14 protein-coding genes are annotated in these 14,637 nt (G+C 67.1%); 11 read left to right on the top strand and 3 right to left on the bottom strand.

Annotated elements, in window-relative coordinates:
• The first annotated feature begins 114 nt into the window (after positions 1-114).
• Both AC07M9_RS17940 and AC07M9_RS17935 read left to right on the top strand, forming a co-directional pair.
• Positions 115-2,253 carry a TonB-dependent receptor gene (locus AC07M9_RS17940; protein WP_494885605.1) on the top strand — a complete coding sequence of 713 codons (2,139 nt, stop codon included), beginning with the start codon at positions 115-117 and terminating at the stop codon, positions 2,251-2,253.
• A gap of 162 nt (positions 2,254-2,415) precedes the next feature.
• Positions 2,416-3,315, top strand: coding sequence for a class I SAM-dependent methyltransferase (locus AC07M9_RS17935; protein WP_494885603.1), 900 nt, complete (start codon positions 2,416-2,418; stop codon positions 3,313-3,315).
• On the opposite strand, the gene AC07M9_RS17930 is transcribed toward AC07M9_RS17935, so the two are convergent.
• The 3 genes from AC07M9_RS17930 to AC07M9_RS17920 form a co-directional block, all read right to left on the bottom strand.
• Entirely contained in the window at positions 3,312-4,250 is a 939-nt protein-coding gene (locus AC07M9_RS17930) for a hypothetical protein (RefSeq protein ID WP_494885601.1), read from the bottom strand. The two genes, AC07M9_RS17935 and AC07M9_RS17930, sit on opposite strands and share 4 nt — an antisense overlap.
• On the bottom strand, positions 4,238-5,152 hold the full coding sequence (locus tag AC07M9_RS17925; RefSeq protein WP_494885600.1) for a hypothetical protein: 915 nt from the start codon (positions 5,150-5,152) through the stop codon (positions 4,238-4,240). The genes AC07M9_RS17930 and AC07M9_RS17925 overlap by 13 nt, the downstream gene beginning before the upstream one ends.
• Positions 5,153-5,250: 98 nt before the next feature.
• Positions 5,251-6,213 carry an enoyl-CoA hydratase/isomerase family protein gene (locus tag AC07M9_RS17920; protein WP_494885598.1) on the bottom strand — a complete coding sequence of 321 codons (963 nt, stop codon included), beginning with the start codon at positions 6,211-6,213 and terminating at the stop codon, positions 5,251-5,253.
• 210 nt (positions 6,214-6,423) lie between these two features.
• On the opposite strand from AC07M9_RS17920, the gene AC07M9_RS17915 reads away from it, so the two are divergent.
• The 9 genes from AC07M9_RS17915 to AC07M9_RS17875 all read left to right on the top strand — a co-directional run bounded on the left by AC07M9_RS17915 (position 6,424) and on the right by AC07M9_RS17875 (position 14,635).
• Positions 6,424-7,161 (top strand): TetR/AcrR family transcriptional regulator, encoded by a 738-nt coding sequence (locus tag AC07M9_RS17915; protein ID WP_494885597.1) that lies wholly within the window; start codon positions 6,424-6,426, stop codon positions 7,159-7,161.
• 154 nt (positions 7,162-7,315) lie between these two features.
• Positions 7,316-8,260, top strand: a complete 945-nt coding sequence (locus AC07M9_RS17910) for an SDR family NAD(P)-dependent oxidoreductase (protein ID WP_494885596.1) — start codon at positions 7,316-7,318, stop codon at positions 8,258-8,260.
• Entirely contained in the window at positions 8,253-9,536 is a 1,284-nt protein-coding gene (locus tag AC07M9_RS17905; RefSeq protein WP_494885595.1) for a cytochrome P450, read from the top strand. The genes AC07M9_RS17910 and AC07M9_RS17905 overlap by 8 nt, the downstream gene beginning before the upstream one ends.
• Before the next feature lie 86 nt (positions 9,537-9,622).
• The gene (locus AC07M9_RS17900; protein ID WP_494885593.1) at positions 9,623-10,906 is read left to right on the top strand and encodes an amidohydrolase family protein; all 1,284 of its coding nucleotides are present in this window, start codon (positions 9,623-9,625) and stop codon (positions 10,904-10,906) included.
• Between the two features lie 26 nt (positions 10,907-10,932).
• A complete protein-coding gene (locus AC07M9_RS17895; protein WP_494885592.1) occupies positions 10,933-11,433 on the top strand; it encodes a VOC family protein in 501 nt (166 codons plus the stop codon).
• Positions 11,434-11,435: 2 nt separating this feature from the next.
• Positions 11,436-11,810: a hypothetical protein gene (locus tag AC07M9_RS17890; protein WP_494885591.1), complete on the top strand. Its 375-nt coding sequence runs from the start codon at positions 11,436-11,438 to the stop codon at positions 11,808-11,810.
• The gene (locus AC07M9_RS17885) at positions 11,807-13,048 is read left to right on the top strand and encodes an aromatic ring-hydroxylating oxygenase subunit alpha (RefSeq protein WP_494885590.1); all 1,242 of its coding nucleotides are present in this window, start codon (positions 11,807-11,809) and stop codon (positions 13,046-13,048) included. Before AC07M9_RS17890 ends, AC07M9_RS17885 begins: the two co-directional genes overlap by 4 nt.
• A 12-nt stretch (positions 13,049-13,060) precedes the next feature.
• The gene (locus AC07M9_RS17880) at positions 13,061-13,876 is read left to right on the top strand and encodes a phytanoyl-CoA dioxygenase family protein (RefSeq protein WP_494885589.1); all 816 of its coding nucleotides are present in this window, start codon (positions 13,061-13,063) and stop codon (positions 13,874-13,876) included.
• 9 nt (positions 13,877-13,885) lie between these two features.
• Positions 13,886-14,635, top strand: coding sequence for an SDR family NAD(P)-dependent oxidoreductase (locus AC07M9_RS17875; protein WP_494885588.1), 750 nt, complete (start codon positions 13,886-13,888; stop codon positions 14,633-14,635).
• Positions 14,636-14,637 lie beyond the last annotated feature (2 nt).

Raw genomic sequence — 14,637 nt, 5'->3', positions numbered from 1 at the left:
ATAAGGACATGTTGTAACATATCTAATCCTCGATTAGGTGCCTTTCCGTCGTCCGCGACTCCGCCTCGCCTGCACTTGGCGTGATGTTATTTCGTATCCTCAAGGTGATCCCCCATGAAAAACCAGTTTCTGTCCGGCTGCGCCCTTGCCGTTCTGATCCTCCCCGCCGCCGCTCATGCGCAGGACGAAGCGGCTCCGCAGGCCGCGACTTCGGACACCTATCACCAGTCGGCCGGCTCGGAGATCATCGTCACCGGCGTGCTGCCCACCAAGCGCCAGGACATGCTCTCGAGCGTCGCGGTGGTGCAGGGCGAGGAGCTGACGCAGGCGATCCGGCCCTCGATCGGCGAGACGCTGGCGCATCAGCCGGGCGTTTCCGCCACCTCGTTCGGTCCCAGCGCCTCGCGTCCGGTGCTGCGCGGCCTGCAGGGCGAGCGCGTGCGCGTCCTGACCAACGGGCTCGGCTCGATCGACGTCTCCAACACCTCGGTCGACCACGCCGCCGTCGTCAACCCGCTGCTCGCCGAGCGTATCGAGGTGCTGCGCGGCCCGCAGTCCCTGCTCTACGGGTCATCCGCGATCGGCGGCGTCGTCAACGTGATCGACAAGCGCATCCCCACCGCCATCCCCGACGAGCCGGTCCACGTCGACGCGCTGGGCACTTACGGTTCGGCCGCCGACGAGCGCTCGCTGTCGGGCTCGATCGACGTGCCGCTGGCGGGCGGCTTCGTCGCCCATGCCGACGGCAGCTACCTCAACAGCGACGACGTGCGCATCGGCGGCCACGCGCTCACCCCGGCGCTGCGCGATCGGGCGCTCGCCACCAGCCTCGTCGCCGCGCCACTCGAGGGCGACGATGAGCCGATCGACTACGCCGCCAACGCTGCGGTCAAGGGCAAGCTGCCCAATTCCGCCGCCAGGACCTGGACCGCCGGCGCCGGCCTTGCCTACATCGGCAGCGGCGGCAATCTCGGCGTGTCCTACAGCCATTACGACAGCCTCTACGGCGTGCCGATCCGCTTCGCCACCGAGGAAGGCCAGGAACAGGAAGCTCCGCGCCTCAGCCTCAAGCAGGACCGCATCGACATCCGCGGCGAACTCGACGGCGACGGCGACGTGCTCGACAAGGTCTCGCTGCGCCTCGGCTATGCCGACTACACGCATGCCGAGCTTGAGGAAGACGGCTCGGTCGGCACCGCGTTCTACAACAAGGGCATGGAAGGCCGCCTCGAATTCAGCCAGGCAAAGCACAGCCTCGGACACGGCAACTGGCACGGCGCCACCGGGGTGCAGTTCTACAACCGCGATTTCAACGTCATCGGCGAGGAAGCCTTCCTGCCCAAGAACACCACCACCCAGATCGGCCTGTTCACGCTCCAGCAGTTCGATTTCGGCCCGTGGAAGTTCGAGGCCGGCGGCCGTTACGAACATACCTACCTCTCGGCCAATCCGCTGACCGAGCAGGACCAGTTCTTCGACGGCAGCCGCACTTTCGACACCTTCTCCGGTTCGCTCGGCGCCTCCTACGGCCTCAGCGACACGTGGCGCGTGGGCCTCAACGTCTCGCGCACCGGCCGCGCGCCGGCCGCCGAGGAACTGTTCGCCAACGGCCCGCATGCCGGCACCCAGGCCTACGAAGTGGGCAATCCCGACTTCAAGCAGGAGAACGCCACCAGCGTCGAGGCGATCCTGCGCGGCAGCGGCGACAACTACACTTTCGAAGCCTCGGCCTACCACACCTGGTTCTCGAACTTCATCTACGAGGACCTGACCGGCGAAGTGGAGGACGGCCTTCCCGTCTACGCCTTCCAGCAGGCCGATGCGCGCTACTACGGCTTCGAAGTCCAGGGATCGGTCACGCTCGCGCGGCTGGGGGGCGGCAAGATCGTCGCCGATGCGCTGGGAGACTACGTCCATGCCCAGATCGACAGCGTCGGCGCCGCGCCGCGCATCCCGCCGCTGCGCATGCTCGGCGGCCTGAGCTACCAGGCGACGAGGTTCGACATCCGCGGCGAAGTCGAGCGCACCGCGAGGCAGGACCGCGTCGCCGGGTTCGAGACCACGACGCCGGGCTACACGATGGTCAACGCCGAAGTGAACATCCGCCCCTGGGGCAATGAGCGTCCGCTCAGCTTCGCGGTGTCGGCGAACAACATCTTCGACGTCGTCGCCCGCCGCGCCTCCTCGTTCCTCAAGGACTACGCGCCGCTGTCCGGCCGCGACATCCGCGTCAGCGCGCGGGTGAGCTTCTGACGATCGCACCGGGGCGGCACCGGCCGCCCCGGTGCGACACCGCCGACAATCCCGCCACATCCGCGGCGGCCAATGCGGAACCTTCTCCCCCCGGCGAACGGCATGGCTGGAAAACCGCCCGAATTCCTGCAAGCATCCGCGCGGGAACAGGGATGAGAAGGCATGCTTGGCGAGAAGGAAATACGCGAGGGGCTGGCCGCGCTTCGGCCTGACCTGCCTTGGGCGCATCGCCTGGATCTCAATGGGGTCTGCACGGTGTCCGAGGCCGGTAATCCGACATATTTCGCCAAAGCGGTCGGGCTGGAGCATCTGGGCAATATTGCCGTCCAGGTCTGCCGTGCGCTGGTCGATGGACAGACACTCGCCGGAAAATCGGTGCTCGACCTGGGTTGCGGCGAAGGCGGCCATTCGCTGCGGATGGCTGCGTCGGGAGCCGCGCGGGTGCTGGGCATCGACGGACGCAAACTGGCGGTCGACCGCGCGACCTTTGCCGCCAGGGCCCTGGGTGTGAACAACTGCATCTTCGAGGTCGGCGACGTGCGAACCCGCAAGCCGGCGGCCGACGATACGTTCGACATCGTGCTATGCTGCGGGATCCTCCATCATATCGAGCCGCAGTGCTGGCTGGGCGTCGTGAAAAATATTGCGCAACATACCGGCGACCTCGCCTTCCTCTACACGCACGTGGCCGATGAACAGCTCGCCGCAGAGCACAAGCTGTTACCCCATTTGCAGCCAGATCGTTCGCGGAGCGTCATGCGCGCGGTGTTCGGATCACTGGCGCGCAATATCCGGGGACGCACCGGCCCCGCAGAGCAGCATCTGGAAGGCTATCTGTTCCGCGAGCACCGCGCCGCCAGCGGCCACCTGGAGAGAGCCGACAAACTGCGGGCGTCGCTGGACAACGAGCAGTCGTTCTGGGCGAATGAAGAAACGCTCGTCAACGCGCTGCGCAAGGCGGGTTTCGGATTGGTGATGAAAGTGCAGGCACCGCACATGTTCGGCACCCAGCGCTTCCGCAACACGCGCCAGATCGTGATCGCGAAGAAACAGCCGAACTAGCCGCCGCCCCTCCGCCGGTCACCTGCCAGCCGCGACGCGAAGTTTCGCCAGCCTTCGATCAGGATGCGGCCCAACGACCCCACGTGCCGTTCGTGGATCGACCGCGCGACCGTGGGATAGAAGCGCGCCGGATCGCGCAGCTGCGCCTCGTCGAACATAAACACGCCGTCCAACAGCCGCTGACCGTACACGACTTCGTGGGCGAGCATATTGGGGTTGAGGAACCACACTTCGCCAGGACGAAAGGCGATGGTGTGCATCGGCATCGGATGCGCACCACTTTCGAAGCGATCGCCGAAAGCCGCCAAAGTCGTGGCGCGGGTGAATTCGCGAGGATGGCGCGCGATGGTCCGATGCAGTTGGGCCGACCAGTATGTGCGACTGGCGACATCTTCCAGCTGCTCGCCGATCCGCCAGATCCGCGCCGACGCGTCCAGATTCACGAAAGCGCGCAATTGCGTGTACTCCCCCGCATGCTGAGGGCTGTCGAAATGCATGTTGTGCGCCAGCATTTCCGACAGATTGTAGATGCACAGGCGTTTGTCGGGGCGGTACAGCGGAAAGAGCGCATCACAGAGCCTTATCAGCTCGCGGTTCGCCTCGCCCACCGCCGCACGGAATGTCTCGAGGTCCGGTTGATCCCCCGCGAGGAGTTCCTCGACGACGGCCCATTCCCGCTCGCGCACGGGTTCGCCATGCGACACGGCGTCAAGATGCAGGCGCAGCTTCTTGGCCCGCTTTTCGTTGGGGAACAGAACCTTTGCGAATACCTCGCGGCCCGCCGCAAAGCGGTAATTCGAGACGACGATGAGTTCGCCTGCCTCGTACCAGTCCGCCAGCTCTTGCGCCTTCGCGCGCGATCCATCCGCATATTCGCGATAATCCACCATCCGCACCGGATTGCGCAGACGCGGATTGAGGATCATCTTCGGCACGACCATGCCTCCTTCGCGCGGTGCGAGGCTTGGCGAAGCAGTCTCGCCAAGGCGGAGCCGCGTGCGGCCGGAATTTCCGGCGGCGCTCCGGCGAGCCGGCGAATGCGATTGGGCAGGGATGCGCCCGGATCGATGCACTGGTCGTAGGAATATTCGTAGTGCGCAATGCCCAACAGATCGCCTTCCCGGACCTGATGGGCAACCAGCGCGGAATTGGTCAGCCAGATTTCGCCCGGCTCGAATGTCAGGAAATGCCGCAGATCGTCGCACGAGGCCTGGCTCGGCCCGAAAGCGGCCAGCGACAGGTTGCGATTGAAGGTGAATGGATCGCCCGGATCGGCGACGAGCTGCCCGCTCGCGACATGGCGCTCGGCATAGTGCTGCCAGTGCCGGGCAACCGACCATAGACGAGGCCGGTTGTGAAGGTTCACGAAGAGCCGCACCTGCGCGTTGCGCTCGCATCCGGCGAGATTGTCGATATGCAGGTTTTCGCCGCGCACCTCCTGGAACTTCCAGGTTATCGCCTCGGTGGAAAAGCTGACGCCGCGGAAGATCCGCCTGACCACACGGTCGATCTGACGATCCACCGACTGCACCTCACGCCGCAGACGCTCGAAGCGGGCCGGGTCCTCGGCAGACATCTGCTGATGGAACGGTGTCCAGACCGACGCCCGATTTTCGCGGCGCCCGGCGACGGTTTTGCTGAAGATGTGCTTGCCTCGACGTTTCCCCCCCGGGGCCGTCACCGAGGCCAGGAAGTCGAAGTCGGCCGCTATCCGTGTTCCGGACAACACGACCACTTCGCCGTCCTCGAACAGCCGCCTGACCCGGCGGTTGGACAGGCTCAGCGGCAATACGTGAATATTGTCGGGAATCCCTGGCTCAAGCTCGATGGTCGGCATTGCTGCTGTTACTCCCGTGCAGCAGATATTCTCCTCTTTGTGTTCACCAGACTACGAGTCCCCGCGCAGGGGTCAATCCGTGCTGAAGACCGTGCGCCTCAGCGCGCCGCGCGGCGGCCCTTCATCGACAGGCGCCAGTCGGGCGGGAACTGCGCGTCGTTGTCCTTGACCGCATTGGCGAGGCCCTTCTCGAACGTCTCCGCATCGACGCCGATGCCGCCTTCCACGTCGGGACGCACCATCGGCAGCATCGATTCCAGCCAGGCCGACATGACCGAGCCCATGTATTCGCCCTGCTGCTGCTTGAAGACCTCGAAGAACATCTTCTGCATCACCACCGTATCGACCGGCCGGTTGCGCGCGCAGGAGAGCGCGTACTTCATCGTCTCGGCCTCCAGCCCCTCGCGCGGGACGACCGAGTTGACGAAGTGCAGCTCCTTCATCTCCTGCGCCGTGAAAGGCCGGCCGGTGAAGACCATTTCCATGAACGGCCTGAGGCCCATCATCAGCGCCCACTGCCACATCCGCGCCGCCCAGCCGACGTAGCGGAACGCCGAATGGCCGAACAGGGCGTCGTCCGAGGCGACCACCATGTCGGCATCGGCGCACTGGTAGAAGTGCCAGCCGTAGCAATAGCCCTTGGCCTCGACGATCGAGATCTTCTTGAAGTCCTGCAGGCTGCGCAGCCCCGCGTTGGTATTGGCGTAGAGGTTCGTGACGTTGGCGAGGTAGCGGAACGAGCCGCGAGGCGGGTACTTCACCCCCTCGTCCTCGGCGATGCGGAATTCGGGGAGCACCGAATAATCCTCGTCGCCGTTGAACATCCCCGCCATCTCGGGAAGGTCCGCCCCGCTGCCGAGGTGGTCGCCCACCCCGCGCACGATCAGCACCTTGACCTCGTCGTCGACATTGGCGCGCAGGACGAGGTCGGCGAAGCGCTGGCGGGCGGCGATGGTCGGCGCATTCAGCGCGTCGGGGCGGTCGAGCGTGATCACCGCGATCCGGGTTTCCGGGTCCTTCTCGTAGCGGACGATCTCTTCGGCTGCGGGCGGCTTGGCCATGTCTCTCGGTCCCTCTGTCACGCGGTTCTGCTTGGGACCTATCGGCCGCTCCGGACGATGGCCATTGCACCTGCGGGCAAGTCTTGGAACGATCAGCGGACACGTTCTCGCAAGGCCCGGCACTTGCGCCGCGCAAGTCATGGGGTCACACTCCCGGCAAAAGCCGTGCGGGCCGAAACGGACCCGGCGCGGCAGGAGAGAGGACCAGCCATGATGACCCTGCCCGCGGATTCCGCAGCGCTGCGCTCACCCGTACCCGTCATCCTCGATCCTTTCCGGCCGATCGTGCGGCCCGGCCCGGGCGATGCCGGCCCCGGCCAGTCGCCGGCGTTCAACCAGCGCTACCGCCGCTCGACCATCCTCGCGACGATCCGCCAGCTGCTCGCCGAGGAAGGGCTGGAAGGCATCACCGTACGCCGCATCGCCGAACGCTCGGGCCATGCGGTGCAGACGATCTACAACCTCGTCGGCCCGCGCGATCTGGCCATCACCGAGGCGATCAGCGAGTACTCGCAGTACGTGAACCTCACCGCCGCGCCCGACCCCTGCGACCCCGACGCGCCGGCGGCGATCGTCTGCCGCGAACTCGCCTCGATCCGCATCAACCCGGACTTCTGCCGCAACGTCTGCCTGATCTTCTTCACCGGATCGCGCGGCATCTTCTACGACTTCCGCGACCGGCAGGTGAAGGCGCTGCACCGCTTCCTGCTCCAGCAGCAGCGCTCGGGCGTGCTGCGCCGCGAAGTCAACGCGCTGGGGCTGGCCGAGCAGATCATGTTCTTCCTCGGCGCGCTGTGCATCGAATGGGCGGATGGCCGCATGGACTTCGAGAGCCTGTGCGACCGCATCTTCGACGGCTACGAGAACCTGATGGTCGGGGCCCTCGTCCGCCCTGATTTCCGGCTCGACCGCAGCGCGCTGATGAGCGCAGAAATGGACCTCGCCTGACGAGCATGGAACACCCGCCGCGAACGTTCTCGCATTGCAGGGCGGAGCGCCCGCCGCACGATTGAGGCCCGCCTCGGCAGGGTGTTAGGCCAGCGTTGCAGCCAAAGATGCAACGCGAGGCCAACCATGCCCACCCTTCGACCGACGGCCACCGATGAGCGCTGAGCACCGCTTCGACGGCCGCGTCGCCGTGGTCACCGGCGCGGGCGGCAATCCCAGCCTCGGCCGCGCCCATGCGCTGCTGCTCGCCAGCCGCGGCGCGAGCGTCGTGGTCAACGACATCGGGCGCGACCCGGAATCGCCGGGCTACACCGGCAGCGCCTCGGCTGAAGCAGTCGCGGCGGAGATACGCGAAGCGGGCGGCAAGGCGGTGGCCAGCACCGCCTCGGTCGCGACCGAGGAGGGCGCCGCGCAGATCGTAGGCGCCGCGCTCGAGGCGTTCGGGCGGATCGACATTCTCGTCAACAACGCGGGCATCTCGATCACCGCGCCGTTCGACGCGATGAGCGTGCGCGACTTCACCCGCCACATCGCAATCAACCTGATGGGCACCTACCACTGCTGCCGCGCCGCCTGGCCGCACATGAAGGCGCAAGGGCACGGCCGCATCGTCAACACCACCTCGGGATCGATGACCGGCTATATCGACCAGGCCGCCTATGCCGCGAGCAAGGGCGGCGTGTGGTCGCTGACGCGGGCGCTGGCGGCGGAGGGCATGGCGCACGGCATCCACGTCAACGCGCTCAGCCCCGGCGCCTTCACCCGCATGGTCGCGGCGATGATGGACGAGGATTCGCCGATGTACCGGCACGCCCGGGCGAACCTGCCCGCCGAACTCTCCTCACCCGCTATGGCGTGGCTGTGCCACGATGATTGCACGGCAACCGGCGAATGCATCGACGCTGCCGGCGGCGCGGTGCAGCGCACGTACATGGCCCAGACCCCCGGCATCCGCGACGAAGCGCTCACCATCGAGACCGTCGCCGCGCGCTGGGAGGAAATCGTCGCGCCGCAGGACCCCGCGACCCTCGGCCTCGGCACGCACGATACGAGCACTTGGAAGATCAAACCCTACCGCGCGGAGCGTCTGGATGCCTGAGACGATCCTGCACGGCACCATCACCGGCACCGAAACCCGGCTCGACCCGGCGATCCGCAACGCCCCCTTCCCGTTCTACCACGCGCTGCGCGAACAGCGGCCGGTCTACTACGACCCCGGCCTCGATGTCTGGCTGGTCACCCGCTACGACGATGCCCGCACGGTGCTGGGCGATGCCGTCACCTACTCGCTCGAGCACGGCTACCAGGACCGCTTCGCCAACGGCCACGTCGAGGAATTCGCGGCGATCCTCGAGGCCGAGGGCGGCGGCTTCATCCGCGACCTCGCGATCGACCCGCCCGCCCACACCCGCCTGCGGCGCCTGACCGAAAAGGCCTTCACCGCGCACCGCGTGAAAACGCTGGAGCCGCGCATCCGCCGCATCGCGATCGATCTCATCGAGCCCTTGGCGGAGCGCGGCCACGGCGACGGCATCGGCGAGATCGGCGCCCCCCTCACCGCGCACCTCATCTGCGACCAGCTCGGCCTCGACTTCGCGAGCATCGGCACCGAGCGCATCGCCTGGTGGACCACCGCCGTCCTCGCCCAGATCGGCCGGATGCAGACGCGCGAGGAGATGGTCGTGAACGCCCGCACCATCTGCGACCTCCAGAACACCATCATCGCCGAAATAAAGGACCGCCAGCGCAGCCCGCGCGAGGACATGATCTCCGACCTCGTCACCGCCCGGCTCGACGACGAGGCCGAGCCGCAGCTGACCTTCGCCGAACTCGTCGCCACCGTCCGCGCCTTCCTGATCGCCGGCAACGACACCACGGCGGCCGGCATCGCCAACATCCTCCACGTCCTCGCCACGAACGAGGGCCTGGCAGACGAACTCTACCCCCAGGTGGACGACGACCGCACGATGGCCCGCTTCGTCGAGGAAGTGATGCGACTCCACGCCCCCGTCCACGGCCTGTTCCGCACCGCCCTGCGCGAAGTAGAACTCGGCGGTGCGACGATCCCGGCGATGGCGCAGGTCTGCGTGATGTACGCCTCGGCGAACTACGACGAGGCAGCGTTTCCCGAGCCCGCGAAACTCGACATCGCCCGCCCGAATGTCGGCGCCAACCTCACCTTCGGAGCGGGCATCCACAAGTGCGTGGGCATAGCGCTGGCCCGCATGGAAATGAAGGTCGCGGCGCAGGAGATCATCCGCCGCCTCAACGACATCCGCCTCGCCGTGCCGGAAAACGAGCTGACCTTCCTGCCCACGCTGGCGACGCACACGTTCACCGCGCTCCCGCTCACCTTCCGGCGGCGCGAGGCATGACCGTTGGGACGCATCCGCCCGCCGTTCCAATCTTGCGGCCCGGCCCGGTCGCCGCGCCGCGAGCGGCGGCTTAGGGTGACCGCATCATGGTGACCCTGACCAACGCCCGCATCTTCGATGGCACCGCGCTCCTGCCGGGCACGCGTACCGTCGTGCTCGACGGCAACCGCATCGGCTCGATCACCGAAGGCCCGGCTGCTGTGAAAGAAGGCGCGCTGGACCTCGGCGGGATGACGCTGATGCCCGGGCTCATCACCTGCCATTTCCACCCCGACTTCTACAAGTTCACCCTCGCGCAGGGGCTGGCGGGCGATCCGCTGGGCAAGGAGTTCCCGCCCGGCGTGATGATGGCGATGGCGATCCGCAACGGGCGGGTGCTGCTCGAAAGCGGCTTCACCGGCTACATCGGTGCCAGCTGCTCGAACGATGTCGACGCGCAGTACAAGATCGCCATCGCCGAGGGCATCGTCCAAGGCCCCCGCCTGCGCGCCTGCTCGCCCCATATCGGCACCACCGGGGACCTCAACGACAGCAAGCTGTGGTGGCGCCGCCAGCAGACGCCGGGCACCGACGTGTTCTTCGACGGCCCGGAGGACATGCGCAAGGCGGTGCGCGAGTACACCCGGCGCGGTGCCCAGACGATCAAGATCTTCGCCAGCCGGGGGCATGGTTTCCCGAGTCCCGTCGCCCGCAACATGGACCGCGACGAGATCGCCGCCATCGTCTCGGCGGCGCATGGCCGCGGCGCCAAGGTGCGCGCCCACGTCGCCGACAAGGCGATGATCATGGAATGCATCGACCTCGGCGTCGACATCCTCGACCACGGCGACGAGATCGACGACGAGGCCATCGCCGCGATGGCGCAGCGCGGCACCTTCTGGGTGCCCAGCCTGATCTATCCCAAGTGCCTGCTCCAGCTCGGCTGGGGCGACGCCGAGATGCAGCGCCTCTACGACCACGTCCGCGCCATGCTGCCGCGCGCGCAAGGCTCGGGCGTGCGCATCCTCGTCGGCGACGATTACTCCGGCGTGTTCCGCGACGTGATCGAGGACGACCCGCTCGACCATCAGGTCGGAAACTATGGCCGCGAATTCGCCTACTACGCGGCGATCCCCGGGCTCTCGGCGGCGGACGTGCTGGCCTGGGGCACGAAGAATGCCGGCGAGGCCATGCTGGACGGCGAAGACCGCGTCGGCGTCGTGGCCGAGGGCGCGCTGGCCGATCTGATCGTGGTCGATGGAGACCCGGTCGCCGATCCCGCGATCCTCGCCCGGCCGCAGGAGGCGCTGAAAGCCGTCGTCCGCGACGGCGCTTTCATGATCGACCGCCTCGACCGCCATCCACCCTCGCTCCGGGAAGCCGCCGAATGACACCAGCCGCGCGCAACAGACAGTACATGCAGCTCTGCTGGGTCGTGCCCGACCTCGAAGCCGCCATCGCGCGGTGGGTGGAGCACGCCGGCGCCGGGCCGTTCTTCCTGTTCGAGGACGTGCATTTCGACGAGGGTGTCTATCGCGGCACCCCCGCCGACGTCGCCCCGCACCGCGCCGCGATCGGCCAGCACGGCGACATGCAGATCGAACTGATCCAGCCGCTCGGCGACGATCCCGGCATCTGGCGCGACGTCGTGCCCTTCTGCGGCTTCGGCCTCCACCACACCGGGCTCTACTGCGAGGACTACGAAGCCGAGAAGCAGGCCCTGCTCGCCAGAGGCGCAAGCCTCGCCTTCGAGGGCCGGATGATGGGCGCACCGACGTGCTATCTCGACACTGTCTCGACGCTAGGGTTCATGACCGAACTCATCACCGCCAACCCCGTCGCCGAGCAGGTCTTCGCGATGTTCCGCGACGCCGCGCTAGGCTGGGACGGCAGCGATCCGATCCGGAGGCTCGGCTGACTATGATAAGCGCCCTCACCCTGCCCGAAGGATTCGCGGACCTCGAACGCTTCGTGCCCGAATGGGTCCACCCCGACGCCGAACACCGCCTCGCCAAGCGGCTGTCGAGCGAGATGGGCGATATCCGCGCCTTCTACACCGCGATGCTCGAACGTGGCGAAGCCGCGCTCGCCTGGCTGCGCGACTACGAACTCGGCGCTCTGCCGCCCGAGGGCGAACGGCTGCTGCGGCTCATGCTGATGCTCGCCGAAGTGGCCCCGGCGGTCGAATGGTACGGCGACCCGCGCGTCTACGACGGCTTCCCGGTCGAGCGCCTGCGTTACCTGCGCCAGATCTCCGACACCGCACCGCAGCTCCAGCCGAAAGACGCCCGATGAACGAAATGGCCCGCCCGCCGGTCCCCGGCATCGGCATCACCGCCCGCTATCCCGAGATCGGCACCGGCCCGGTGGACACCGCAATCTACCACGAACCGGCAATCTACGAGAAGGAGATGAAGGCGATCCTGCGCCGCTCCTGGTACATGATAGGGCGGGTCGAGCAGGTCGCGCGTGCGGGTGATTTCTTCACCTACTTCATGCCGACCTTCCAGCAGGAAGTCCTCGTCTGCCGCGACCGCAATGGCGAGATCAATGCCTTCCACAACGTCTGTACCCACCGTGGCAACGTGGTAGAACACCGCCGCGAAGGCCACTCCAACGGCCTGTTCCTGTGCCGCTTCCACGGCTGGTCCTTCGACCTTGAGGGCAACCTTGCCCGCATCCGCGACGAGGAAGGCTTCTTCGGGCTCGACAAGACATGCCTCGGCTTGAAATCGATCCCGATGGGCATCTGGGAAGGCTTCATCTGGGTCTGTCCCGAGGACGAACCCCACCAGAGCCTCGAGGACTTCCTCGGCGAGCAGGGCCGCGACACCGCAGGCTATGCCTGGGGCGCCTGCACCCAGTCCTACCAGACCGAGGCCGAAGTCGCCTGCAACTGGAAGCTGATCAACGACAGCCCCGCCGAGGTCTATCACATCTCGGTGTTGCACCCGCATTCGGCGGCGCCGACGATGATGGCCTCGGGCAACGTCATGGGGCGCCTGCTCGACGTGAGGATCGCCGGCAACCACCGCACCAATTCGCACTACAGCGTGATGGGAGAGCCCAAGCCGGTGCAGAAGCTCGCCTACTTCCACGCCGCCGCCGCGCAGAACGTGGCTCGCACAAACCTCGACTACGAAATGCCGGTTGGCATCAACGCCACCCGCTCGCCGCACTGGACGGTCGATCTCATCATGTTCTTCCCCTCGATCGCCTTCACGCTCTCGGCGGGCATGTACACCGCGCACCAGGTCTGGCCGATGGGTCCGAACCGCTCGATCTACCAGCAGCGCGTCTTCGTGCGCCCGGCGCGCACCGCCGCCGAGCGCTTCGGGCAGGAGAACACGATGGTCGAGTTCCGCGACATCGTGATGGAGGATTTCTCCACCCTCGAACGCATCCAGCGCGCGCTCGACACCGGGCAGATCCGCCAGTTCCACTATCACGACCACGAACTCGCGCTGCGCCACCAGCACCACGTCGTCACCCGCATTCTCGCCGAATACGACCGCGAGCAGGAAGGCGCCTGAGAGGAGAGAATGATGGCAACGACCACACAAATCGCGCCCTGCCGCGCCGTCACCGCCGAGGAAGTCGCACACTACCGGGACAAGGGCTGGGTTCTCCTCAAGCGCTTCATCGCGCCCGAGCAGATCGCGGTCCTGCTGGCCAAGGCCCGGGGCGCAATGGGCGAGGACGGCGACAGCAATCCGCCCTACGGCATCGACCAGCCCTACTTCAACGCGCAGGCGGCGAGCGGCTACGCCGACCCTGCCGTGCGCCCGATGCTCCACGGCATCGGCGCTGCGGCCAGGGCGCTGATGGCGAGGAAGGCGGACGTCCCGGTGCGCCTGTTCAACGACTTCTTCGCGCCGAAACTCCCCGCTGGAAAGAAGACCCGCAACCAGGGCAACGGCGCCACCAGCTTCCACCAGGACTTCATCACCTTCGCGGTGGACCGCTCGGGCGGCATGACCTTCTGGATTCCGCTGGAAAGCTACGGCCCGGAGGCGGGGACGATGTCGTTCATCGAAGGCTCGCACAAGCTGGGCGTGCTCGGCAACTACTCCAGCTACGACGGCCAGGACATCCGCGAGGTCTGGCCCGAACTCGCCGACCTGCCGATGACCGAACAGGTCCGTTACGAGGCGGGCGACATCACCGTCCACAGCCACTTCACCGTCCACGGCGCCGGAACCAACGGGCTCGACCGGCCGCGCTGGGCCTACCTCGTGCTGCCCCAGCCCGCCGACGCCCGCTGGAACGGCGCGCCGCCCGAAGCCTTCGTGCCCGATGCCCACGGGATGACGCCTTACGGGCGCTTCCCGGACGACGCCTTCCCGATCATCGCCGAATAAGGGCCCTGCATGACCGACACAGTCCAACGCGTCGCCTTCGTCACCGGTGCCGGATCGGGGATCGCCCGCGCCACCGCGCAGGCCTTCGTGGAGGCGGGCTATGCCGTCGCCCTCGTCGATCGCGATACCGCCGCCGGCGAGCGAGCGGAAGACGAGCTGTCGGCGCTGGGAAGCTGCCGTTTCTTCACCGCCGACGTGACCGACGATGCCTCGGTGAAAGACGCCGTGGCCCAGACCTTGTCCGCCTTCGGCCGCCTCGACGCCGCCTTCAATGCCGCCGGGATCGACGGAGAGCATGGCAACCGCACCGCCGACTGCACGCTCGAAAACTGGCACCGCGTCCTTTCGGTCGACCTGACCGGCACGTTCCACTGCATGCGCCACCAGATCCCGGCGATGCTCGCCTCGGGCGGCGGCGCGATCGTCAACTGCGCTTCCGTCGCGGGCGTGGTCGGCGCGGCGACTTTTGCCGCCTACGTCGCGGCCAAGCACGGGGTCGTCGGGCTCACCCGCACCGCCGCGCTCGAATATGCGCGCGAGGGGATCACCGTGAACGCGATCTGCCCCGGCACCATCAACACGCAGATGAACCAAAACCTGCCCCCCGACCTGCTCCAGGGCCTGCTCGCCGCAAGCCCGATGGGGCGGCTGGGCGAGCCTTCCGAGATCGCCGCGACCGTGCTGTTCCTGTGCAGCGACGGCGCGAAGTTCCTCAACGGCCAGGCCCTCGCCGTCGACGGCGGCTGGACCACGCAGTGACA

The organism is Novosphingobium sp. GW821-FHT09E05 (assembly GCF_059416165.1).
The sequence above is the reverse complement of the archived record's forward strand: the minus strand, read 5'-3'. Positions and strand labels throughout refer to the sequence as shown.

Coding starts and splice junctions, on each gene's coding strand:
- AC07M9_RS17940 (WP_494885605.1), top strand. CDS start 115: ATGAAAAACCAGTTTCTGTCCGGCTGCGCCCTTGCCGTTCTGATCCTC.
- AC07M9_RS17935 (WP_494885603.1), top strand. CDS start 2,416: ATGCTTGGCGAGAAGGAAATACGCGAGGGGCTGGCCGCGCTTCGGCCT.
- AC07M9_RS17925 (WP_494885600.1), bottom strand. CDS start 5,152: ATGCCGACCATCGAGCTTGAGCCAGGGATTCCCGACAATATTCACGTA.
- AC07M9_RS17920 (WP_494885598.1), bottom strand. CDS start 6,213: ATGGCCAAGCCGCCCGCAGCCGAAGAGATCGTCCGCTACGAGAAGGAC.
- AC07M9_RS17915 (WP_494885597.1), top strand. CDS start 6,424: ATGATGACCCTGCCCGCGGATTCCGCAGCGCTGCGCTCACCCGTACCC.
- AC07M9_RS17910 (WP_494885596.1), top strand. CDS start 7,316: ATGAGCGCTGAGCACCGCTTCGACGGCCGCGTCGCCGTGGTCACCGGC.
- AC07M9_RS17905 (WP_494885595.1), top strand. CDS start 8,253: ATGCCTGAGACGATCCTGCACGGCACCATCACCGGCACCGAAACCCGG.
- AC07M9_RS17900 (WP_494885593.1), top strand. CDS start 9,623: ATGGTGACCCTGACCAACGCCCGCATCTTCGATGGCACCGCGCTCCTG.
- AC07M9_RS17895 (WP_494885592.1), top strand. CDS start 10,933: ATGCAGCTCTGCTGGGTCGTGCCCGACCTCGAAGCCGCCATCGCGCGG.
- AC07M9_RS17890 (WP_494885591.1), top strand. CDS start 11,436: ATGATAAGCGCCCTCACCCTGCCCGAAGGATTCGCGGACCTCGAACGC.
- AC07M9_RS17885 (WP_494885590.1), top strand. CDS start 11,807: ATGAACGAAATGGCCCGCCCGCCGGTCCCCGGCATCGGCATCACCGCC.
- AC07M9_RS17880 (WP_494885589.1), top strand. CDS start 13,061: ATGGCAACGACCACACAAATCGCGCCCTGCCGCGCCGTCACCGCCGAG.
- AC07M9_RS17875 (WP_494885588.1), top strand. CDS start 13,886: ATGACCGACACAGTCCAACGCGTCGCCTTCGTCACCGGTGCCGGATCG.